The following is a 22,005-nucleotide window of genomic DNA, read 5'->3' on the forward strand; positions in this document are numbered from 1 at the left end:
GCACCAGCATCCCGTAAGATTTCCACTAAGGCGGCGATCGCCTGGGGGTTCCCTGGGGCGATTTTCCCTAAACTTTTGGCTGCTACCCTACGGGTGGAATTATCAGCACGAGCATCCCGTAAGATTTCCACTAAGGCGGCGATCGCCTTTTGCCTAATTGTTTCACCTAGAACAGTTCTCGCTCCTTTTGCGATCATGTCTAAAAAAGTTGTCCATTTTTGCTTCTGAATATCGAACTCACCAAATCCCCATCTCACCACCTGTCGCACAATCTCATCTGCCAGGGAACAAGCCTTAAATTCATTAATTGCCGCAGCCGCTAGAAAATAGGCTTGATATTGATAAAAATCTCCGACACCATCCTCCAACTCAACCAACACCCGAATAAAAGCTTGTTTATTATCCTGAGCAATATCACGCCCCAACCATAACAAAATCACCTGCTTCCACTGCGGTTCAAAAATCCGATACCGATTCCCCTCCACCGGACTATCTACATGATTCCGAGGCAGAAAATAATCCCAATCCTCCACCGCCAACGCTGCAAAATACTCCTGAAACGTCGCATGATAAAACGTATAGACCTTTTCTCGGAGACTTTCCTCCGCCACTCCTACCTCATTCAACCAACCCAACCGTAATACCAAGGAATCCTCATCGAGTTCTCCAAAATACTCACACACCAACCGATGAGTTAAGCGAAATCGGCTAGTTTCTGCCTCTAGGGATGCCTTCGCCAAGGCTCCCAAAGCTGCATTTAACTGTTTCTTTTCCTCTTTTGTCACAGTAAATGCTTTTTTCTTCCACTTATAGATCGCCTCGACAAACTCCGCATACAATTCCGCCATTGTTTCCGGTAGCGCATCCTCCACTTTCCAAGTCGCACATAACAAGGTTAACCGCAGGGGATTGCGGCATAAATCCTTAATCCGTTCCTTCCCCGCCGCCTGCAACTGTGACCACAACGACTCCGCATCCGCTTCCACCGGAAACCACCTCCGGATAAACTCCTGCACTTGTTCATCCTGAAACGGTTGGGTGAGATAGGTTTGAAACCCCTGTAACTGGCTGGGGTTCGCTTGCCACAAATTCAAGCGACAGGTGACAATTATCGGGGCATTCATCACCCAACCTCGGAATTTTAACGCCTGTTGGTCGCTCTGGCTCATCTCATCCAAACCATCCAACAGTAACCAGACTGCACCCCCCTCAAATTTATTCCCCCAGTCCGCTTTAATTTCCGCTCTGGACTGCCTCAATGCCTCTGTGAGCCATTTTTGCTTTAAATACTCTCCCAGGGGTTGATTGCCCAATTCTGCCAAGGATACCCAAATTACTAAATCATCGGTTTGTTGCAATAACCAAAAGGCTAATTTCTGGAGTAAGGTGGTTTTCCCTGCCCCCGGTTCCCCAATAATGGCAATATTTTTCTCGGTGCGGTTGCCGATGATTTCGTCGAGAAACTCCTGATAAGCAAACCGTTTCTCAACTGTTTCTTCCTGACGGGTGAACAAATCTGAACCCTTGTCCGGGTCAATCTCTTGGGGGTGTTTTGGGTTCTCACTCCGTTTCGGTTTCACCAGGGCTAAATCGACAAATAAATCATCATCGATTAAGTTGCGATTCCCATAAACCTGACCTAAAACCGTATTGCTGGTTAAGGGTTTGCGGTCTATCAACATCCGACGGCAGATATCTTGCCATTCATCGATCGCATATTCCACCGGAAACCCGGCAACTTCTTGACCAATCAGGCGTTTAAGTTGCTCGTACCCGGTTTGGGAACTCTCCACAATCAGGATAATACTACCTTCTTCAACTTTGACAATGGAGAGGGTTTTGTCATTGAGGAGGTTTTGCAGAGTTTCGGTGATTTCCCTGAGTTTCTGTTGCGCGTCTTGGTAGTTGCCCTTCAGTCCTAAGATGCAACGATTTAGAACTTCCGAGGGTTGGGGAGGATGATTAGGTTCGGGAAGTTTCCCAAACGCTTCTTTCCATGCGTCTCGAATAATCTGTAAATTTTCTTCTCTCGTAGCTGTTTGATGCTTGAGACAGAGGGAAAACTTCCAAAATCCTTGGTTTTTGGGTGATTTATGCTCTTTAAGAATTTCCAAATCTCGGAGGCAAGCCAAAGCATTTTGGATTAGTTCATCTCTCGCTGATTCCAAGATTGTCGTGTGGCGATAGGTTTCTAACAAAACCCCTAAATCTTTCTTGGTAATCCCTTTTTCTATCTGTTTTGTCTGTCCATTGCCCTGTTTTTGCTCAATAGTTCCAGAAACCCTCAACTCATCTTCCTTCACCCACTCCAGCTTAAATTGAGCCTTGAGTGTTTTGTCCGGGGAAATCGTTATCTCCTCATCCGCCAGTGCTAACAATGCCGCTACGAAATCGAGACGGTCTTGCAAGTCATCGGCACTTTTTCCATACTTGCGCTTTCCGTCGGAGGATTGACCCGATTTTTTCACCATGACAGCACTATAGCTAAAAATTCTGCTGGCTTGGGCAAACTTGCCCAAACGGGGGGGTTGCCCAAACCAGGTAAAGCCATTGTAGCAAGGGTTTCAGGATTTTAGGAATAAGTTTGATTGGGTAACAGCCCAAAAAAACACTGACCTCAAAGACACCAATGAGGTTAGTCATGGACGAGGTACAAGATAAGTTCAAACAACGGGAAGCGTTGGAGAATGCCTATAGCAATTTTGTTGAACTGCATGTTAATCGCTTGATTGAGGTCAAGGTGGATGCAGCAACTGTTCGTCCTGTTAATTCTGTCTTTCCGAGTTGTTTTTATTCGGTGTCGATCTGGCTGTTGTTAACTGGTGTTTATTGTCTGTCAACTCGTTTGCGGATGACTCGGAAATAGTCATATCGAATTGATAGTCATCCTTGGTTGGTTGGAAGAATAAAGGGATAGAATGTCAAGCCAATTGTGGAGGGAGTTAAGTCCAAGATCGGCGGTTAAGTTTTTCTCAAGGAAATGAATGTTTATAGCACTTTTCTCTGCTATGCAAGACATTTAGAACCCCCTAAATCCCCTTCGCCAGGTAGGGGTTTGGTAACCAAACCCCTACTTTGCCCGTTCTCCCCTCTATCCCCCCAACCCCCCTTTGAAAGGGGTGCGAAGGGGGGTTAGGGGGGATCGGCACTGTGCCTCATCAGACGCCAGAGTGCTGTAAAAGAGTAGATTGACTCCCTAAGAAGTTGCTTTTTTAAAATGCAAAGGAGTAACGCGGTGAGTCGGAGGAGTCCCCTACCGACAATCTGATTTTATGGTGTTTTTAGGGGGATTACTGGCTTGATTGATGCTGTTTAAATATCTAACTACTTAGGATGGCTATTTAATAACTATTTTAGGAAAAAACCATTGTTGTTGGAAAGGCGATCGCCCCTACTATCCGCCCCTACTATCCGCCTCTACTATCTCCTGTATAGGATTAAGAAATTCTACAAAATCCGGAGGAGTTGAAAAATATTTGTTTAAATTGCAGATGTACCCGTGCGTGCTGGACTGGGGGGATCGCCAAATTGGGAGGATCGGTACGCTCAAATGCTTGCATTGAAACAGTTACGGGTCGTCCGTCCGTGAATTAGCCGACGATTTAAAACCATGCATATTATTCGGAAAACTTGGAAATGGTTTCTCCTGGGTTTTCTCGCCGCAATTGGGATTGCGGCGTGTGGAGTGTTTAATCCGGGGGCGCAAGTCGAACAACTGCCCTCGGTAGCGCCCTTAGAAACGCCTAAACCCCCCGCTTGGATTGAAGAAATCAGTCCGACAGGAGAAGCGGAAAATTTAGCACAAATTCGCATTCGCTTTCAAAATCCGGTGATTCCGATCGCAAGTTTGGATTCGCCGAATCGAGAAGACAAATTAACTTATTTTGAAATTACACCCCAGTTACCCGGTGAATTTCGCTTTTTAACGCCTCGAATGGTGGGATTTCAAGCGGCGGAAGCTTTACCGAGTGCAACTCGCATTCAAGTAAAAGTTAAAGCGGGGTTAGAAGATGTCAATCAAAATCGACTGGGGCAAGATCTCGCCTGGACTTTTACGACGGAACCGATACAACTGAGTAATTTACCAACTTCAACTGTTCCTTATTCAGAGGATGAAATTCGGGCGATCGCCCTCGAACCCAATTTAGAGTTTACCTCGAATGTCGAACTCGATTTAAGCAGTCTCGAACAACATTTGCGATTTATTCCTAAAAACAGCGATCGCGCGATCGCCGCTAGGGTTCGCCAACGAGAAATAGACAGCGATCTCGCGATCGATGAATTCAATAGTGAAGGGCGATCGTGGCATTACGAATTCACCCCCAAACAACAACTAGAGAAAGCAACAACGTATCGGATCGAATTTGCCGCCGGAATTCAACCGAAACGGGGCAATCTAGCCAGCGAAAAAACCTTCTCTAGCGAAGTTCAAACCTATGCCCCCCTAGCCTTTAACGAATTACAATTTTTCGGACAACCGGATGCGGGAGGGGCTTACGGTCGCTTCGTTCGAGGGGCGGCACAATTACAATTTAATAACGGGTTAAATGCAGATTCTGCTCTCAACAATATCACGATCGCCCCTTCCCCTAAAGAGGAACCGCAAGCCATCCAAGCTTACGACGAAGAAACTTTAGTTAACCTCAACCCTTATGCTTTTGAACCGAATACTCGCTATCAAATTACTCTAGGGGCCGATCTCGAAGACCGCTTCGGACAAAAATTAGGTGAACCCGTTAGCTTAACTTACGAAACGGGAGATTTAGCCGCCGATTTTTGGGCGCCTTCCGAGCTCAATATCTTTCCCGCCGGAACCGATCTCAATCTTAACTTTAGCGCCATTAATTTACCGGACTCCGAATATAAAGCAGTCTATCGAAGGATACGACCGACGGATTTAGTTTATGCCGATTCCGCCTATCCGCGAGGGGAAGGCAACGATTTGTTACCCTCGCCGAATACCTGGCAGATCTTTCCCATTTCCGGTCAAACAAATCAAACCGTTGAGATTACCGTTCCCGTTCGCGAACAACTGAATGCAGAAACGGGACTGCTGGCGTATGGCGTCCAAGCTAAGACCAATTCTTATCAAGAAAATGGACGACAACGCTGGCGAGAAGCAACCTATTATGGACTGGTCGAGTTAACCAATTTAGGCGTATTCGCTCAATGGTTCCCCGAGTCGGGAATTGTCAAAGTCAATCATTTAGATGACGGTTCCGCAGCGAGTGGCATTCCGGTTGAAATTTACCAGTCGCGACTGAATAGTAATGCAACAACAATGCCGCAAACTTGCGCGACGGGAAGAACCGATGCGACGGGGTTATTACAACTGAATGCGGCGCAAATGCGTCGATGTCGGCAAAGTACGACGGAAGCCCCAGAATTGTTAGTTATTGCCCGAGAAAATAACGATTGGGCATTTGTTCGTACCTATGCCTATAGTGGCAATTACGGTTATGGATTTTTTGGCGGTTGGTACGAAGATCGACCGCTTTCGCGAGGGACGATTTTTTCCGATCGCCAACTGTACAAACCCGGCGAAACGGTGGAGTTAACGGGGGTTGCTTCTTATCTGGATAAAGGGGAATTGGTTCTCGATAAAAATGATGCTTATTCCCTGATTTTGAGAGACCCCGACGGCAACGAAATCGATCTGGGACAACAAACGACTAACGATTTCGGTACGTTTTCCCTCGAAATTCCTTTAGAGGAAACTCAATCTCTCGGTTACTATACGGTAGAAGCAAAAGCTCAGAATGAAGCGCAGATTTTCGGTGATTTCCGAGTGGCTGAATTTAAACCGCCCAACTTTAAAGTTGAGTTGAGTGTGGATAAACAGGTGGTCGTCGCTAACGAAGGAGTTGAAGCGAAAACGCAAAGCGATTATTTGTTTGGCGCCCCTGTTTCCGAAGGTCGAGTCACTTACTACGTGACGCGATCGCGCGCCGATTTTAGCCCGAAAGGTTGGGAAAACTATCAATTCGGCCAACAGTGGTTTTGGCCGGAAGAAGAACCGGAAATTAGTCCGGATGTCCTGCAAGAAACTGATAATTTAGATGGGACGGGGTGGGATAGTTTCGGCTTTACGATCGATAAAGATTTACCCTATACTACGACTTACCGAGTCGATGCAGAAGTCAGCGACGTTTCTAATCTTTCGGTGGCCAATTCTCAGACGATTACCGCTTTACCCAGCGATCGCCTCATCGGTTTAAAAACGAATTTCGTCGCCGAAGCGGGGGAAAGTTTTCCGGTGGACGTGGTGGTTACCGATGCGGACGGGAACGCGATCGCCGGAAACAACGTGCGATTGGAACTGCAAAAAATGGACTACAGCCGGGTGACCCGGGTGGTCGAAGGGAGTCGCCAGCAACGCTATCAGGTCGAATATCAAACCCAGGACAGCCAAACGGTCAAATCGAGTCGGCAACCCGTCAGCGTCTCGCTGAAAGCCGCAGAGGCCGGGTCTTACCGGATTCGTGCCACTTCGGAGAACGACGATCGCGCGGTGACGGACCTGCAACTGTGGGTGACCGGATCCAATGCGGTGGTCTGGGGCGATCGCAGTGACAGCGAGAACTTCCTCGAAGTCAAGTTAGACAAAGAGAGTTACCGACCGGGAGAAACGGCGACGGCGTTGATTCAATCTCCCTATCCGGAAGCGGAATTGTATTTCGCCGTGGTACGCGATCGCCCGTTATATCAAACCACGGTAAAAGTGAGTGGCGGCGCGCCGGAAGTCCGGTTTAAAGTGACCGAAGAGATGCTACCGAATGCTGCGGTGCAGGCGGTACTCGTTCGCCAGGGAACGCCGATCGATCGCGTCGAACCCGGCAGCGTCGAAGACCTGGTAAAAGTGGGATTTGCCCCGTTTACGACCAGTTTGGAGGACAAATACCTGCAAGTCACGGTCGATCCGGTGCGATCGCAACTCGAACCCGGGGCGACGGAAGGGGTGCAACTGCAAGTGACCGACCGCGAAGGAAAACCCGTCCGGGGACAATTCACGGTGATGGTGGTCAACGAGGCGGTGTTGCAACTGACGGGTTACCGTCCGCCGGATTTGGTCGAGACCGTTTACGCCGAACAGCCGATCGCCACGCGGTGGGATGACAGCCGTTTTGAGGTAATCTTGCAAGCTTTGGCGTCGCCGTTGGACAAAGGATGGGGCTACGGCGGCGGTTTTTCTGCCGGAATTGGCGAGACCCGGGTTCGCACCGAATTTAGTCCCCTCGCCTATTACAACGGATCGATCGTCAGCGATCGTCAGGGACGAGCCCGAGTCGATTTTCCCCTTCCCGACGACCTGACCACCTGGCGGGTAATGGCGGTGGCGACGACGGAAGACCTGCGCTTCGGCAAGGCGGACAGCACCTTTATCACGACTAAACCCGTGATGGCGAATCCCCTGTTACCGCAGTTCGCGCGACCCGGCGATCGCTTCCAAGGCGGTCTGGCGGTGACCAATACCACGAGCGATCGCGGCAGGTTGGACATTGAAGCTGCCGTCAGCCAAAACCTGCAATTTGCCGAAGAAAAGGCGACGCAGACGACCTCGCGACGGGAGAAATTAGACGCGGGAACCCATGCCTATCGGTTCGCGATCGCCGCAACCGAACTCGGGGAAGGAAACATCCGCTTTGCAGCCCAACTGAATAACCGGGAAGCGGATGCCTTCGAGGTGCCACTGCCCGTGCTACAACTGCCCGTTACGGAAAACGTCGTCGATACGGGAACCACGGGCGATCGTGCCACGATTCCCCTCAATATTGACGAGCAAGTCATGACGGATATCGGCGGTTTGCAACTCGACCTCGCCAGCACGTTGATTCCCGAAATTACGGCCCCGGCGCGGCGGGTGTTCGACGAACAGACTTTACCCTTTTTAGAACCGACCGCTTCCCAATTGGCGATCGCCGCCAACTTGCAACAGTTGGGAGAACGATACGCTCAAGCTTTTGCCGAATTCAACCCCAGCCAACAAGCCACTCAAGCGTTAATCCAGTTGCAAAAACTGCAAACTCCCGACGGCGGTTTTGCCAGTTGGCCCGGTTACCAACGGTCCGACCCGTTTATGAGTGCTTATGCGGCGGAAAGTTTGGCGAAAGCAAAACAAGCCGGATTTGCCGTCGATGGGGCGATGGTGTCTCAATTGCAGGGGTATTTAAAACAACTGCTGGCGGATCCCGGTCAGTACGACTGGTGCGATACGCCGAGTTGCAAGGGTCGAATCCGCCTGGGAACGCTGATCGCACTGTCGGAATTGGGCGAAACCCGCAACGATTTTCTCGCGGAAATTTACGAAGGACGGGCGGATCTCGATCGCGCCGGACAAAGTGAGTTGGCGCGCTACTTGCTACAGTTCCCCGAATGGCAACCGGAAGGGCGATCGTTGGCGGACGAACTGTTCGAGACGGTTTCGGAAACGGCGCGATCGGCGGCGGTCAATTTGCCGCGCGGTTGGAGTTGGCTGAGTGATGCGACGGCCCTACAGGCGCACACCTTACGCCTGGGTCTCGCCGCCAATACCCGACCGGAGACGATCGATCGCCTGCTGCAAGGCTTACTCAACTTGCGCCGGGATGGCACTTGGGGCAGTACCTACGCCAACGCCGAAGCGTTAAACGCACTGGTGGCATACGGCGAAACTCAGCCGACCCCGCCGAATTTCACGGCGACGGTGGTTTTAGGTGGCGAAACCCTCGATTCGATGCAGTTCCGGGGTTACGAGAATCCCCGCCGCTTTCTGAACGTGGCGATCGATCGCCTCCCGAAAGGGTCGTCCGAGTTGGTGTTGGCGAAATCCGGTAGCGGGACGTTGCACTATGTGGTGGACTACAGCTACCGATTGCCCGGAAACCAGCCGGGACGGTTTAACGGGTTGCGCGTCGAACGCCAAATCAAGCCCGTCGGCGAGGACGAGGCGATCGCCACCCTCGGTCTGGCAAAACCGGACAAGCCTCTGAGTGTGGAGGTCGGACAGGTGTTCGATATCGCCGTGGAGACGATCTGCGATCGCCCGGTGGATCGCGTGGTCATTACCGACCCCCTCCCCGCCGGATTCGAGGCGATCGATACGAGTTTCCAAACCTCCACCCAAGCGATGGCAGCGCAAGCGGATAGCTGGGAAATCGGCTATCAGCAGATCTACAAAGATCGGATCGTCGCCTACGCCGACCGCTTGGAACCGGGGTCGTACACGTTGCACTACCTGGTGCGATCGGTCACCCCCGGTCAGTACGAATGGCCCGGGGCCGAAGTTCACTTACAATATGCCCCCGAAGAGTTCGGGCGATCGGCGTCTGCAACTTTGGAAGTGAAGTAGTCCTGCGGCGATCGCAGCGCGATTGAGAGGCGGGTTTTGGAGTCACCGGGACGGCGATCGCCCGTTTCTGGAACTCCAAACCCGCCTCGATTTGTCGGGAAAGTGTTAGTTTGAAAAGAAGAGTTGTAGCAAGGGCGATCGCGTTGCCGCCGATCGAGAGAAGGCTTAATTCAGCACCAATCTTTCCCCGATCGGATCGTTTTAACGATCCCCGTTGTCTTGGAACTCAAAAACTTATTGGATTGCGGTTGATATGACATCCCTGGAAACCCTCCTCAAACAAGGTCGAAAACTGCTCGATAAATCGATTGTTTACTATCGAAAACAAGCCGTCGGCACGGTCGCGGCGCGGGATGTCGGCGCCGACGCCCTCAACTACGACCAATGTTTTATTCGCGATTTCATCTCCTCGGCTTTAGTGTTTCTGATCGAAGGTAAACCGGAGATCGTTCGTAATTTTCTCATTCAAACTCTCGCATTACAGCGCCATGACAAACGCATGGATTGTTACGAACCGGGGCCGGGGTTGATGCCTGCGAGTTTTAAAATTGAATCGAAAAGTGGAGGACAGTATTTAACCGCCGATTTCGGCGATCGCGCGATCGGTCGCGTTCCCCCAATTGATTCATCTTTTTGGTGGATTATTTTACTGCGCGCCTATACCAAAGCCACGGGAGACGAAGAACTGGCGCGGCGGGCAGAATTTCAAGAGGGAATTCAACTCATTTTAGAAATGTGTTTGGTCTCTCGGTTCGAGATGTACCCGACCCTCTTAGTTCCCGACGGATCGTTTACCATTGACCGCCGCATGGGGGTTTACGGGCATCCTTTAGAAATTCAAGCCCTATTTTATACCGCCTTGCGGGCTGCACGAGAATTACTGATTGCCAACGAGATCGGCAAGGACTATATTGATGGGATTAATAAGCGTTTGGGGCCGTTAATTTTCCACATTCGCGAATATTATTGGCTCGATCTCAAACGACTCAATCAAATTCACCGCTATAAGGGAGAAGAGTTCGGGGAAGTGGCGGTGAATAAATTTAATATTTATCCCGAATCGATTCCCTATTGGCTGACGGAATGGATGCCGGATAAAGGCGGCTATCTCGCGGGTAATCTCGGTCCGGGACGGATGGATTTTCGCTTTTTTAGCCTCGGTAATTTACTCTCGATTACCTCTTCTTTAGCGACGGAGGCGCAAAGTCAGGCGATCGTCGATTCGATCGAACGACGATGGGACGATTTAGTCGGTAGAATGCCGATGAAAATTTGTTTCCCGGCGGTGGAAGGCTTGGAGTGGGAAATTATTACGGGATGCGACCCGAAAAATCGTCCCTGGTCTTATCATAATGGCGGGAGTTGGCCCGTCCTGTTGTGGCCCCTTGTGGCGGCGCTACAGAAAACGGGGAGAACGGAATTGGGAGAGAAGGCGATCGCCATTGCGGCGCACAATCTCGCCGAGGACGGCTGGCCCGAGTATTATGACGGAAAAAATGGACGTTTGGTAGGAAAAGCGGCGCGCAAGTATCAAACTTGGTCGATCGCGGGTTTTTTACTCGCCAATGCTTTATTAGAAAACCCTCAATATCTGGATCTCATCAGTTTTGACGAAGACACGGAAGCGGTGGGTTGCGGGATCTGAGCGCGTTGAGTCGGTCTCCTTGCCAAGGTGAGGCGATCGCCCCCAACTGTGAGACAATCCCCCCAAATCAATCCGTTATCCGATGGAATCCGACCGATGAACGATACATATTTCATGCAACAGGCGATCGCCAAAGCCCTCGAAGGGATCCACAAGGGTCAAACCCCTTTTGGTGCTTGTATCGTCCGAGGGGAAAGCGAGATCGTTTCGTGCGTACACAATATCGTTTGGGACAGTACCGATATCACCGCACATGCGGAAATCCACGCCATTCGCGACGCCTGTCGCGTCCTCGATACCGTAGACTTATCCGGTTGCACGATTTACTCGACTTGCGAACCGTGTCCGATGTGTTTCAGCGCCTGTCACTGGGCGAAATTGGACAAAATTGTATTCGGGACGCGCATCGCCGACGCTAAGGCTTTGGGATTTAGTGAGTTGAGTATTTCTTGCGAACAAATGAAACAGCTTGGCGGTAGCGCGATCGCCCTTCACGGCGACTTTATGCGTGCGGAATCTCTAGAAGTTTTTAAAACCTGGCAGACATTCAACATCAGTTCTTCTTATTGAACTTTTTCGAGATTATCGAGTTTTACCCGTGGCGATCGCAGGGCCTCGATCGCCCGCAGTCGTCTTGTTATATCCGTGGTTTCACGGAGTCTACATGAAAAATTTATAAATGTTTCCGTATTTTTGGGGTCATTTGACGGTTTTTAATCCGCAAAAGCTGTTCGTTGCTGGCGTCGTCCCGAGGTACCGATGTGGGTCACTCCCCCGAATAACTTCCCCCTTGAAGCAGTCGAAAGTCTTGACTGCAAAGGGTTTACGATTGCGTTACTTACGGAGGATCGCCGATCTTTTTTAAGCTAAATGACGGATGCGATCGCCCATCAATGGTGATTTAGTTAAACCTATCCAGGGAGATCGAACCGCTCCGCTCTAGTCATTTTAAATTTTTAAAGGGTCGTATTAAAAAAATGTTTTTGCGAATAAATCCCAAAATTAAAATATTATTAAAATTCCCAAGAACCAATAAAAATTAACGCCAAACTTATAAGTTTATTAACTGATTTTCATAATTTATTTTGAGACTGAAAAGGGTAAGGCGAGGATGTAAAATGCTAAAAATAAACCGTGTAATCGATTTTTGATATTTTTTAAAACCGATCGGGCTTCAAGGTACCGTCAACTCGGTTAACCCCTGCGCGATCGGCTGGATCTTCGAGGAAAGCTGGGATCTCGGCACTTAAGCGTCTATTTATACCCCGATTCAATCGGTAGCGATCGCGAAAGCGGCGATCGAACTTTTGTGAAAATCGCACAACTTTTCATCTAACATCACTCCAGTCAAGCTGCCGATCGCATAACCCTTAGAAGGTACAATGTTAATAGTTCAATCTCTCGGGCGATCGCTTTTCAAAATTGCCAAGCCTGGGCGCCCCACCCGCAGAATCTCGCTTACGGTTGGGGGGTGATTCCAATCACATCATTGGGGTTCGCCATCGAGTAAGTTTGTAGAAAAAAATAAACTTCAACAAAACTTCATGAATCTTGATTCTTGTCCGATCTGGTTTTTGCGATGTTGAGTCTGGCTGGAAAAAAGAGTTGACTATTGGACGCAAAACGTTGATAGTGCTAAACAAATCCAGACAAATTCAGGCTGTAGATCCAAAGCCATTCTTTTCTTAGACTACTAACATTATTACTCTTAGGGATGGAATGATGATGATGCTAACAAACGCCAAATTGACATTGACGCCCGTATCGTTGTGTGTTGCCGTTTACATGGCAACGACGTTGAGCGGGGTCAATCTCATTTGGCAGGGGGAGAACACTCCGGTCGTGACCGGAATTTCAATCGATTCGACGATCTTGTCCGATACCGAATGCGATACGAAAAACAATCAAAAATGCGATCACCATCGCGGTAGTGGAGAAGAACGTTAACGCCGTCGATTGAGACAAAAAGGGGGGGGCGGGAAAATTCCCGCCTCGCGGAGTTTTACGAACGGCTTTGTAATGCTGGGGGAATATCACTGACGGACAATTTGCTCGATCGCCGCCGCTTCTACAGGAAGGGCATCGGTCAAGATTTCCGAACCATTTTCAGTAATTAAAACGTCATCTTCGATCCGAATTCCGCGCACGTCTTGAAACCGGGAGAGCCGATCCCAGTTGACCACTTCGCTATAGCGCGATCGCCGTTCGGGATCGTTCAAGATCGCCGGAACCTGATAGAACCCCGGTTCGACAGTCACCAACATTCCCGGTTGCAGGGGACGGTCGAGACGTAAGTAGCCCAATCCGAAGCGATCGCTGCGGACTCGTCCGGTGGCGTAACCTGCCAAATCGCCTAAATCTTCCAGATCGTGAACGTCCAAACCGAGCAAATGGCCGACCCCGTGGGGGAAAAATAAAGCGTGGGCATCCATTGCCACCAAATCTTCCGGTTTGCCCCGCAAAATCCCCAAATTGACCAATCCTTCGGCAATAATTTCCGCAGCGAGCAGGTGAACCTCGCGATATTCGACCCCGGGAGCGATTTTCGCGATGCAAGCATCGTGAGCGAGGCGCACGAGTTCGTACAAGTCGCGCTGGGTGGCCGAAAAGCGCCCGGATACGGGCCAGGTGCGGGTCACGTCCGCCGCCCATCCCGTCGGGGTTTCGGCGCCGACATCGGCGAGGATGAGGTCGTCGGTATTGAGGGGGTTGGCGTAACTTTCGTTGTGGAGAATTTCGCCGCGAACGGTGACGATACTGTTGTAGGCGCAGGTAAAGTTCCGAGCCAAGATCGCCCCTTCCATGGCGGCCCTGACTTTCGCTTCCGTGGTGGCGTGGGCCGTAGCGTGCATTCCGGCGTAGTGCGCTTCTACGGTACAGGCGGCAGCTTGGCGCAAATCGGCGATCGCGCTGAGGTCGTGAATCAGGCGCAAGCTGACGATCGCCTCGGCGAGTTGGCGATCGCGGTGTTCTGGCGGTAAATCGGCGACGGGAAGCACGGACCGTCCGAGGAGATCGGCTTGTTCGAGTTGGGTGAGTCGGTCCGATGCGGGAAGGGTCGCCGCTTCGGCGAGGCGCGATCGCAATTCCGTTTTCGGATAGTGAGCGTCGGCGCCGATGGCTGCGGCGATTTCGCTGCGGCTGGGAGTTTCCCCGTGCCAGAGGGTATTCGACGGGGGCGCCTCGTCGGCAAACAGGTGCAGTTGGCCGCGATCGAGGGCGATCGCCGCATCTGGCAACTGAATCCCGGCAAAATAGATAAAATGGCTGCTGGCGCGAAAGGGATATAAATTCTTGGGAAAATTGCGCGGACTCGGCTGACCGGACCACAAGATCGCGGGAAAATCAACCCGTTGCGCCAATTTTTCCCGTCGTTGGCGCAACGTAGGGGCGAGAGTAGAAAGAGATGGCAAAATTTGCATAGCACGCCTCGATCCAGGTAGGGCTTGAAGTTTATAAAGTCAAAGAAGAAAAATCAGGAACCGACAAGCAAAACGCAACGCGGCGATCGCGCCGACCCAACCCAAATTCCAATCTAAAATCTAAAATCTAAAATCTAAAATCTAAAATCCTATGGCTTCCCCGTCCAACTCGACCCCATCGCTCAAACTGCTCGACTGGCCGATCGAGCAACTGCCGGGACTGAGTCGCGAAAATCAACAAAACCTTCACCACTGCGGCATCGCGACGACCCAAACCTTAATCCGCAAAACCCGCACCGACCGACAACAACAGCAGATCGCCAACCAACTGAAAATTGCGGTTCGCGACGTTCAGAAATGGGGAATTATGGCGCAATTAGCGTGTTTGCCCAGTGTGGGGTCTCGATACTGCGGCTTGTTACTTCATGCTGGCGTCAGTTCGATCGCGCAGCTTGCTACACTCCCCGCCGCCCGGGTTCACCAACAAGTGTTGCGGATACAAGTGGCGACCATGCAAAGGCGGGATCTGTGCCCTCCCGTAGACGAAGTAGCACGCTGGATCCAAGAAGCCCGAATGCTGGTCAACGCCCAGCAAAAAGCCCGGGGCGAACGCTAAAGCGTCTCCAAAGGAAGAATCGACCGTCGGCGTAAAAGGCGCCCTCACTCGACCCCTTCCGGCTTGGCTAAAACGCCATTGAGGAAAATATCGGCCAATCCTTCGGCCATTTCCTGCATGTCTTTTTCGCTGGCATTTTCGCCGAGCATCGTCGTTTTGCTAAACCCGGCGATCGCGAACATTCCTAAAAAGATCTGCGCCACTAATTTCGGATTCATGCGGCGGTAAATACCGCGTTCCATCGCCGTTTCAAAAAACGCTTCCGCCACATCCGTCATTTTCTCGATCACCTCCTCTTGGATGCGATCGCGCAACTCCGGATGAAACTGAGCTTCTAAAAAGCATACCCGCATCATATCCGCATTTTTGTGCAGATTTAACATCCGCCGCCGCATCACTTGGGCCACCGCTTTGTAACTGCCCATTTCGCTCAATTCCGTCAGCAAGTCGGTCAGAATTTCTACCCAACCTTGGGTAGCCAACTCTACCAAAATTGCTTTTTTATTGGCAAAATGACGAAATAGAGTTCCTTCGGCGACCTTAGCCTCTCGGGCGAGATCCCGAGTGGTCGTCCCGTTGTAGCCTCGTTTGGCAAACAAGCGTCCGGCGGCTTCTAAAATCCGCGTGCGCGTTTGGGTTTCGGCAGGTTGTGACTGACTGAGAATTCTCATAAGAAATCAATCGTGCTAAAGCGCGTAAATTGGGAGGAGTTAGGGTTATTTTCTAACGGTTTTGCGGGAAATCTGCAAAAATTTCACAGATTGTCACGAGCTTACTCTCAACGCTCCCCGAGCAAGAATCGATCGCCGACGGACAACAACTCAGGGAACCCCGCAAAAGTTAGAGTGGCTTTCGACCTTTCGCCGAAGCCCAAAGGCAGCCAAAATCAAACTCGATCTCGCCGGACGTTCCCGAACACTTCAAAGCAGTTATGACTCAAATTCTCAAATCATTTTCTAGGCTTTGCGCGGCTGACGTCGCTCGCCAAACCTCTCCAAATTTTGGGGAGAAATGTCAATTTTGGCCTCGCCTTTTCACCTCTATTCTGGCATGTCTTTTCTTGTGGGTTCAATGGCCCGCAGCTCCGGCATTGGCGCGATCGATGCCCGACCCGTCCAATTCCCCCGGTTCGATCCAACCCTACCTCCAAAGTGCCATCGATCGCGTCAGTGAATTTACCCTAGACAACGGCCTCAAATTCATCGTTCTCGAACAACACGAAGCCCCGGTGGTCTCCTTTCTAACCTATGCCGATGTCGGCGGAGCCAACGAACCGGAAGGAAACACCGGAGTCGCCCATTTTTTAGAGCATTTGGCCTTTAAAGGAACCCCGCGAATCGGCACCAAAAACTATCAAAAAGAGCGCCAACTGTTCGCCCAACTCGATCGCCTCAACGCCGAAATTAAAGCCGCCGCCGATACGGGAAATACGGAAAACGTCACAAAACTGCAAGAAAAATTCGCAAAAATTCAAAATGAAGCCGCCGAACTCGTCGTTCAAAATGAATTCGGCCAAATCGTCCAAAAATCTGGAGGTGTCGGACTCAATGCCAGCACCTCCGCCGACGCCACCCGCTACTTCTACAGTTTCCCGTCGAACAAATTAGAACTGTGGATGTCTCTCGAATCGGAACGATTCCTCGAACCCGTATTTCGGGAATTTTATAAAGAAAAACAGGTCATTTTAGAAGAACGACGACTGCGAACCGACAACTCTCCCATCGGTCAAACCATCGAAGCCTTCTTAGACACCGCCTATCAAGTCCACCCCTACCGCCGTCCGGTGATCGGCTATCCCCAGGACTTGCAAAACATGACCCGGGAAGACGTGCGGCAATTTTTCGAGCGCTATTACGTCCCCAATAACCTGACCGTGGCGATCGTCGGCGATGTCGATCCGGCCCAAGTGCGCGAACTGGCACAAATCTACTTCGGTCGCTACCCGTCCAAACCCGCGCCGCCGAAGGTCGAAGCGGTCGAACCCGTGCAGACCGAACCGCGAGAAGTGACCTTGAGATTGCCCTCGCAACCGTGGTATCTCGAAGGCTATCACCGTCCGCCCATGAATCATCCCGATCGCGCCGTGTACGAATTAATTACCAGCATCCTCAGCGACGGACGCACCTCGCGACTGTATCGATCCCTCGTCGAAGATCGCCAACTCGCCCTCAACGCCCAAGGGTTTAACGGCTTCCCGGGGAATAAATATCCCAATTTGATGCTCTTTTATGCCTTGACCGCGCCGGGTCATACGGTGGAAGAAGTCGCCCGAGCTTTGCACGAACAAATCGAACGCCTCACCGTCGAACCCGTTTCCGAGCAGGAATTGGAACGGGTTAAAACCCAAGCCCGGGCGCAGTTACTGCGATCGCTCGATTCTAATTCAGGCATGGCCAGTTTGCTCGTCGAGTACGAAGTCAAAACCGGATCCTGGCGCAATTTATTTCAAGAAATCGAGGCATTCGCCGCCGTCACGTCCGAGGATGTTTTACGAGTCGCCCGCGAAACCTTCCGCCCCGAAAATCGCACCGTGGGCCGTCTGCTACCCGAGGAGGAATCTTAATGTCGAAGTTCATACCCCCGTCGTTTGACTGGAAAAAAAGTCTGATTTTGTTGTTCGTGGTTCCGGTGGCGATCGTTTTGCTGGTTTTGCGACCCGCTACGGCGAAAGAGGCCAAACATTACACGGAATTGGAGTTTCCGCCGTTACCGGAATTGGAATTACCGGATTACGATCGCTACCAACTCGATAACGGGATGGTGGTCTATTTGGTCGGCGATCGCGATTTGCCGTTAGTACGCGGGACCGCTTTAATCGAAACGGGCGATCGCCTCGAACCGGAAAGCAAGGTCGGTTTGGCGTCGATGGTCGGTCAGGTTCTGCGGACCGGGGGCACCGAGTTTCACACCCCCGAACAGCTCAACCAATTGCTCGAACAACGGGCGGCGTCGGTGGAAACGGAAATCGAAACCACCGCCGGACGGGCGAGTTTCGATACCCTCAGCGAAGATTTAGAGGAAGTGTTCGCCTTATTTGCGGAAATCTTGCGCTATCCCGCTTTCGACGCCCAACAATTGGAACTGGCCAAAACCCAGAGGGCGGGGGCGATCGCCCGTCGCAACGACAACCCGGACGATATCGCCAGTCGGGAGTTTCAAAAGTTGATTTACGGCAATGACAGCCCTTACGCCCGCACGATCGAATATCGCACCCTCGACAATATCGATCGCGCCGACGTTATCGAGTTTTATCGCCAATATTTCCACCCCGATCGCGTCATCCTCGGTATTGTCGGCGATTTCGACACCGACGAGATGCGATCGCTCGTCACTCGATATTTCGGGGACTGGAACCCGCAAAAGAGCCGCGTCAAGCGCGATCGTTCCTCTCTACCCCCGGTCTCTCAAGCCCAAACTGAGGGGGTTTACGCGATCGATCGCCCCCAACTGACCCAAAGTTACATCCAACTCGGCCATCTCGGCGGTCAATTCGACAGTCCCGACTATCCGGCCCTGTCCGTCCTCAACGGCGTCCTCAACGGCTTTGGCGGACGCTTGTTTAACGAAGTGCGATCGCGTCAAGGTCTCGCCTATTCCGTATACGGTTTTTGGAGCGCCCGTTACGACTATCCCGGCTACTTTGTCGCAGGGGGTCAAACTCGTTCCGATGCGACGGTTCCGTTTATCGAAGCCATCCGCACCCAGATCGATCGCGTCCGTTCCGAACCCGTCACCCCGGAAGAACTCGCCTACGCCAAGGATTCGACTCTCAATTCGTTTATCTTTAATTTCGCCAATCCCGCCCAAACCCTCTCGCGGCTGATGCGTTACGAATATTACGGCTATCCCTCGGATTTTATCTTTGAATACCGTCGCGGGGTCGAAGCCACCACGATCGCCGACGTGCAGCGCGTCGCCCAGAAATATCTCACTCCGGAGCAACTCGTTACTTTAGTGGTGGGCAACGATCGCGCGATCGAGCCGCCGTTAAGCAGTCTCGGCAATGGAACCGAGGTCACGGCGATTGATATTTCCATTCCAGCCCCGAATAGTTAAAACGGGTTCAAACCCCATTCAAGATTCGATCGCAAAAAATCTGCCATTTTGGCAGGTTTTTTTATGGAGATTTGGCTATCTTTTGTTGTATACAAAAGTCTTGATAAAGTTCGATATTCACTATGAACACTCAAGCCCCTCGGATCTTCTCCCTCGCCCCCGCGATCGCCGGAACCCTCGCGATCGCCGCTTCCCCAGTTGGTGCCGCTACCTTGGCCCGTTCTGAAAGTTCCTTAGAATTTTATAACTTCAGCCATCGAGCAATTTCCGGCGAAGTTTTGCTCAACACCGATAGCTTTGTCGTGAAAGGCGATCGGGCCAGCGAAGTGACTGCCATGTCCGACGCCACTGGTCTTTTCATCAACGAGCCGTCAAGCGAGCAATATATCGCCAATTTCACCCGCAATCTTGCCACGGGATCCGGTCGCCACTACTTCGGTATTGGCGAAAGTTCCGCTAAAATCATCGGCGATTTTTCTATTCTCGACGATCGCCCCTTCAGTTTTAATTTTAATGGGTTTTTATCTTTAGAAACAAACGTCGATTCTCCCCGTCAAGAAGCGGCAAGAGCTGGGGGCGATTTTTCCTTTTTCTTAATCGATCTGGCCACCGATCGCATTTTAGACCGATTCGACTTATCCGGTTATTTATCGAGTACGTCCGACGATGATTTTCTCTCCTTCACTCTCACCGATGGCGTGGTCGTCGATCGCAGTGAAAATATCACCTCTTTAGAAGTAAATCGAGAACAGGCGATCGCCGCCTTAAACGGCAGTTGGCAACGGAGTTTCGAGCAACCGACCGATTTGCGATTGGTCGAATTGAAACGCACTTATGCCGAAGTCAGCGTCCCGGAACCTTCATTCTGTTTTGGTTTGCTATTGTTCGGATCTTGGGCAGGTCTGAACTGGAAAAGGCGATCGCGCGATCGCTCGGCTGAATGGGAATAATCCAGCTAGATTAGAGTTAAGCGACCCTTCCCGATCGTCAATGCGCGATCGTCCAAAGATCGCCGAATTGGGTTTAAACTAAAAGTAAACCCAGGAGGAACTCTCATGATTGCCGTAACATCTCATGACGGTTACATCACTCCCGAAGAATACCTCGAACTCGAACGCCAAAGCGAGATCAAACACGAATACATTGACGGCCAAATTTACGCAATGGCGGGAACAACGAAAGCACACAACGCCATTAGCCTCAACTTGGCTATGCTGTTTCGCGAAAAATTACGCAATTCTGCCTGTCAAACTTTTATGGCAGATGTGAAAGTCAATGTCACTGAACAAAAAGGTTTTTTCTACCCCGATCTTGTGGTGACTTGTAATGATGACGAAGATATGAATAGCTATGAGGTCAAATTTCCCAAGCTAATTGTCGAAGTCCTTTCACCATCGACGGAACCGTTCGATCGCGGTAAAAAGTTTCAATATTATCGCACGATTCCCAGTTTACAAGAATATATTTTAGTCAGTTGTCAAGAATATTTAGTCGAGATTTTTCGGCGGATGGAAAATAATTTATGGATTTTACAAACTTATGAAGGATTGGAGGCGATCGCCCGTGTTGAAAGTTTGGCGATCGATACTCCTTTATCAGAAATTTATGCAACTCTCGATTTCACGAAAAGTGAAACGAAAGAACGAGGGAGCGAACCCGAGAATTAATATTGCCATCGCTGGAATCTTTTAAGATTTCAGAAAGCCCGATTCACAGTCGATCAACTGATTAAAAATGCGGATCGATTCTGCATCATTTGAGTGGCGGATGCGATCGCCCATGCCAATATTAATCAACTCCATTCCCAAGCGCATTAAATAAGCTTCTTGGACATCGGAGTTAATTTCTGCCGGGTCTAACTGTTCTAAATTGTCTAAATAAGACCGATTCAAATCTAAATTAAACTTTGCGCTCAATTCGCGAACGACATAGCGCTGTTCGGGACGAGCTTTCGGCAAAAAAGAGGCGATCGCCTGATTTAAAAATCCGTCTTTATCCGCTTCAGAGGCGCGTTCTTGCAACCAAACTTCCGAGGTAGAAACGGGCCAGTCCATCGTTTCTTCATCGACTTTGGCGAAGGCGTGCGCTTCGGCGTAAGAAACTCGTCCGTCCCCGTTATAGTCGGCGGACGCCACCGGGTTTCCCGTGCGATCGATCCCGCTCAATCCGGCGAAAAAGCTGGAACTGTAATCTTTATAGTCCGCTTCGTTCACTTCTGGGGTACAGCCGACGGACGGGCGCGTTCCGACGGTGGCGAAGAAGCCGCAGCGCGTTTGCAAGGCGACGGGTCGCGCGCGATCGCCGCCTTCGTAGATCGCATCGGCAAAGGAGCCGGAGTAACATTGTGCCATCATCGTGACGATCGTGGTTTCTTGGGGAAGTCGGTCTAGAAAATCGACAAACTGTCCGACGCTGAGTTCGTCTTGTCCCCACAAGAGGAAGGTTTGGGGTAAACCGTGTCCGGTGAAGTAGAAAAAGAAGGAGCGATCGCCGTCTTGGGAAGAGTATTGTGAGAACCACTCACTTAAATTGTCTAAGGTGGATGCTCCGGCGAGATCGGGGATTTCTGGGGCTTTAAGCTGATAGTTTCCGGTTTCGTCGAGATAGCGTACGGTCGCTTGTCCGTCATCTCCGTTGGCGAAAAAGCTGGTCGCTCGCGATCGCGAATAACCGAGGGTTTCTAAGGTACGTTGAAAGTAGAGAACATTTTTTTCTAAAGCGATTTCGTTGGAATAGGGATTACTCCCGCCCCCGACGACTAAAAACTCGGGGGAATGGTGGCTGCGATTTTGACAAGTTGGCGCCGTCGAACGGACGGAGGAAGAGTGGGTTAATGGAACAGTGGGTGTAACGTGAGTTCCTCCGAGTAAGGCTGATAAAAAGGCACAACAAAGGGGCTGAAAAATAGACAGGCTTCGCATCGATCGATATTCCTCGG

13 protein-coding genes are annotated in these 22,005 nt (G+C 50.9%); 9 read left to right on the forward strand and 4 right to left on the reverse strand.

All coding sequences use genetic code 11. From position 1 onward, the window contains the following. Positions 1–2,471: NACHT domain-containing protein (locus JJD41_RS15665; protein ID WP_200668097.1), on the reverse strand; the 2,471-nt coding region annotated here is incomplete at its 3' end. 1,139 nt (positions 2,472–3,610) lie between these two features. Here JJD41_RS15665 and JJD41_RS15675 point away from each other — a divergent pair. The 4 genes from JJD41_RS15675 (at position 3,611) to JJD41_RS15690 (ending at position 12,920) form a co-directional block, all read left to right on the forward strand. Beyond that, a complete protein-coding gene (locus JJD41_RS15675; RefSeq protein ID WP_200668099.1) occupies positions 3,611–9,328 on the forward strand; it encodes an alpha-2-macroglobulin family protein in 5,718 nt (1,905 codons plus the stop codon). A 253-nt stretch (positions 9,329–9,581) separates the two neighbouring features. After that, positions 9,582–10,973 carry a glycoside hydrolase 100 family protein gene (locus JJD41_RS15680; RefSeq protein WP_200668100.1) on the forward strand — a complete coding sequence of 464 codons (1,392 nt, stop codon included), beginning with the start codon at positions 9,582–9,584 and terminating at the stop codon, positions 10,971–10,973. 96 nt (positions 10,974–11,069) lie between these two features. Next, positions 11,070–11,543 carry a nucleoside deaminase gene (locus JJD41_RS15685; protein ID WP_200668101.1) on the forward strand — a complete coding sequence of 158 codons (474 nt, stop codon included), beginning with the start codon at positions 11,070–11,072 and terminating at the stop codon, positions 11,541–11,543. 1,155 nt (positions 11,544–12,698) lie between these two features. Next, positions 12,699–12,920 carry a hypothetical protein gene (locus tag JJD41_RS15690; protein WP_200668102.1) on the forward strand — a complete coding sequence of 74 codons (222 nt, stop codon included), beginning with the start codon at positions 12,699–12,701 and terminating at the stop codon, positions 12,918–12,920. An 86-nt stretch (positions 12,921–13,006) separates the two neighbouring features. Here the strand turns inward: JJD41_RS15690 and JJD41_RS15695 are convergent, their stop codons facing one another. Beyond that, positions 13,007–14,395 carry an aminopeptidase P family protein gene (locus tag JJD41_RS15695; protein WP_200668103.1) on the reverse strand — a complete coding sequence of 463 codons (1,389 nt, stop codon included), beginning with the start codon at positions 14,393–14,395 and terminating at the stop codon, positions 13,007–13,009. A gap of 151 nt (positions 14,396–14,546) precedes the next feature. Here JJD41_RS15695 and JJD41_RS15700 point away from each other — a divergent pair, with 151 nt between their 5' ends. Continuing rightward, positions 14,547–15,011, forward strand: coding sequence for a DUF4332 domain-containing protein (locus tag JJD41_RS15700; protein ID WP_200668105.1), 465 nt, complete (start codon positions 14,547–14,549; stop codon positions 15,009–15,011). 44 nt (positions 15,012–15,055) lie between these two features. Here JJD41_RS15700 and JJD41_RS15705 read toward each other — a convergent pair whose 3' ends face one another. Continuing rightward, entirely contained in the window at positions 15,056–15,682 is a 627-nt protein-coding gene (locus tag JJD41_RS15705; RefSeq protein ID WP_168571516.1) for a TetR/AcrR family transcriptional regulator, read from the reverse strand. 260 nt (positions 15,683–15,942) lie between these two features. Between JJD41_RS15705 and JJD41_RS15710 the strand changes: the two genes are divergently transcribed. The 4 genes from JJD41_RS15710 (at position 15,943) to JJD41_RS15725 (ending at position 20,734) form a co-directional block, all read left to right on the forward strand. Continuing rightward, positions 15,943–17,574: a M16 family metallopeptidase gene (locus JJD41_RS15710; RefSeq protein ID WP_200668107.1), complete on the forward strand. Its 1,632-nt coding sequence runs from the start codon at positions 15,943–15,945 to the stop codon at positions 17,572–17,574. Continuing rightward, the gene (locus tag JJD41_RS15715) at positions 17,574–19,067 is read left to right on the forward strand and encodes a M16 family metallopeptidase (protein WP_200668109.1); all 1,494 of its coding nucleotides are present in this window, start codon (positions 17,574–17,576) and stop codon (positions 19,065–19,067) included. The genes JJD41_RS15710 and JJD41_RS15715 overlap by 1 nt, the downstream gene beginning before the upstream one ends. A gap of 122 nt (positions 19,068–19,189) precedes the next feature. Next, entirely contained in the window at positions 19,190–20,017 is an 828-nt protein-coding gene (locus tag JJD41_RS15720) for a hypothetical protein (RefSeq protein ID WP_200668111.1), read from the forward strand. A 105-nt stretch (positions 20,018–20,122) separates the two neighbouring features. Continuing rightward, on the forward strand, positions 20,123–20,734 hold the full coding sequence (locus JJD41_RS15725) for a Uma2 family endonuclease (protein ID WP_200668113.1): 612 nt from the start codon (positions 20,123–20,125) through the stop codon (positions 20,732–20,734). A gap of 21 nt (positions 20,735–20,755) precedes the next feature. Here JJD41_RS15725 and JJD41_RS15730 read toward each other — a convergent pair whose 3' ends face one another. Beyond that, positions 20,756–21,988, reverse strand: coding sequence for a Caspase domain-containing protein (locus tag JJD41_RS15730; RefSeq protein ID WP_200668115.1), 1,233 nt, complete (start codon positions 21,986–21,988; stop codon positions 20,756–20,758). Positions 21,989–22,005: the final 17 nt, after the last annotated feature.

The sequence above is a fragment of the Oxynema mangrovii CENA135 genome (assembly GCF_016632315.1).
Classification (GTDB): Bacteria; Cyanobacteriota; Cyanobacteriia; order Cyanobacteriales; family Laspinemataceae; genus Oxynema; species Oxynema aestuarii.

Excerpts from the sequence above, each read along its gene's own strand:
- JJD41_RS15725 (WP_200668113.1), top strand. The coding sequence starts at position 20,123 with ATGATTGCCGTAACATCTCATGACGGTTACATCACTCCCGAAGAATAC.
- JJD41_RS15675 (WP_200668099.1), top strand. The coding sequence starts at position 3,611 with ATGCATATTATTCGGAAAACTTGGAAATGGTTTCTCCTGGGTTTTCTC.
- JJD41_RS15690 (WP_200668102.1), top strand. The coding sequence starts at position 12,699 with ATGATGCTAACAAACGCCAAATTGACATTGACGCCCGTATCGTTGTGT.
- JJD41_RS15710 (WP_200668107.1), top strand. The coding sequence starts at position 15,943 with ATGACTCAAATTCTCAAATCATTTTCTAGGCTTTGCGCGGCTGACGTC.
- JJD41_RS15700 (WP_200668105.1), top strand. The coding sequence starts at position 14,547 with ATGGCTTCCCCGTCCAACTCGACCCCATCGCTCAAACTGCTCGACTGG.
- JJD41_RS15730 (WP_200668115.1), bottom strand. The coding sequence starts at position 21,988 with ATGCGAAGCCTGTCTATTTTTCAGCCCCTTTGTTGTGCCTTTTTATCA.
- JJD41_RS15680 (WP_200668100.1), top strand. The coding sequence starts at position 9,582 with ATGACATCCCTGGAAACCCTCCTCAAACAAGGTCGAAAACTGCTCGAT.
- JJD41_RS15720 (WP_200668111.1), top strand. The coding sequence starts at position 19,190 with ATGAACACTCAAGCCCCTCGGATCTTCTCCCTCGCCCCCGCGATCGCC.
- JJD41_RS15715 (WP_200668109.1), top strand. The coding sequence starts at position 17,574 with ATGTCGAAGTTCATACCCCCGTCGTTTGACTGGAAAAAAAGTCTGATT.
- JJD41_RS15685 (WP_200668101.1), top strand. The coding sequence starts at position 11,070 with ATGAACGATACATATTTCATGCAACAGGCGATCGCCAAAGCCCTCGAA.
- JJD41_RS15695 (WP_200668103.1), bottom strand. The coding sequence starts at position 14,395 with ATGCAAATTTTGCCATCTCTTTCTACTCTCGCCCCTACGTTGCGCCAA.
- JJD41_RS15705 (WP_168571516.1), bottom strand. The coding sequence starts at position 15,682 with ATGAGAATTCTCAGTCAGTCACAACCTGCCGAAACCCAAACGCGCACG.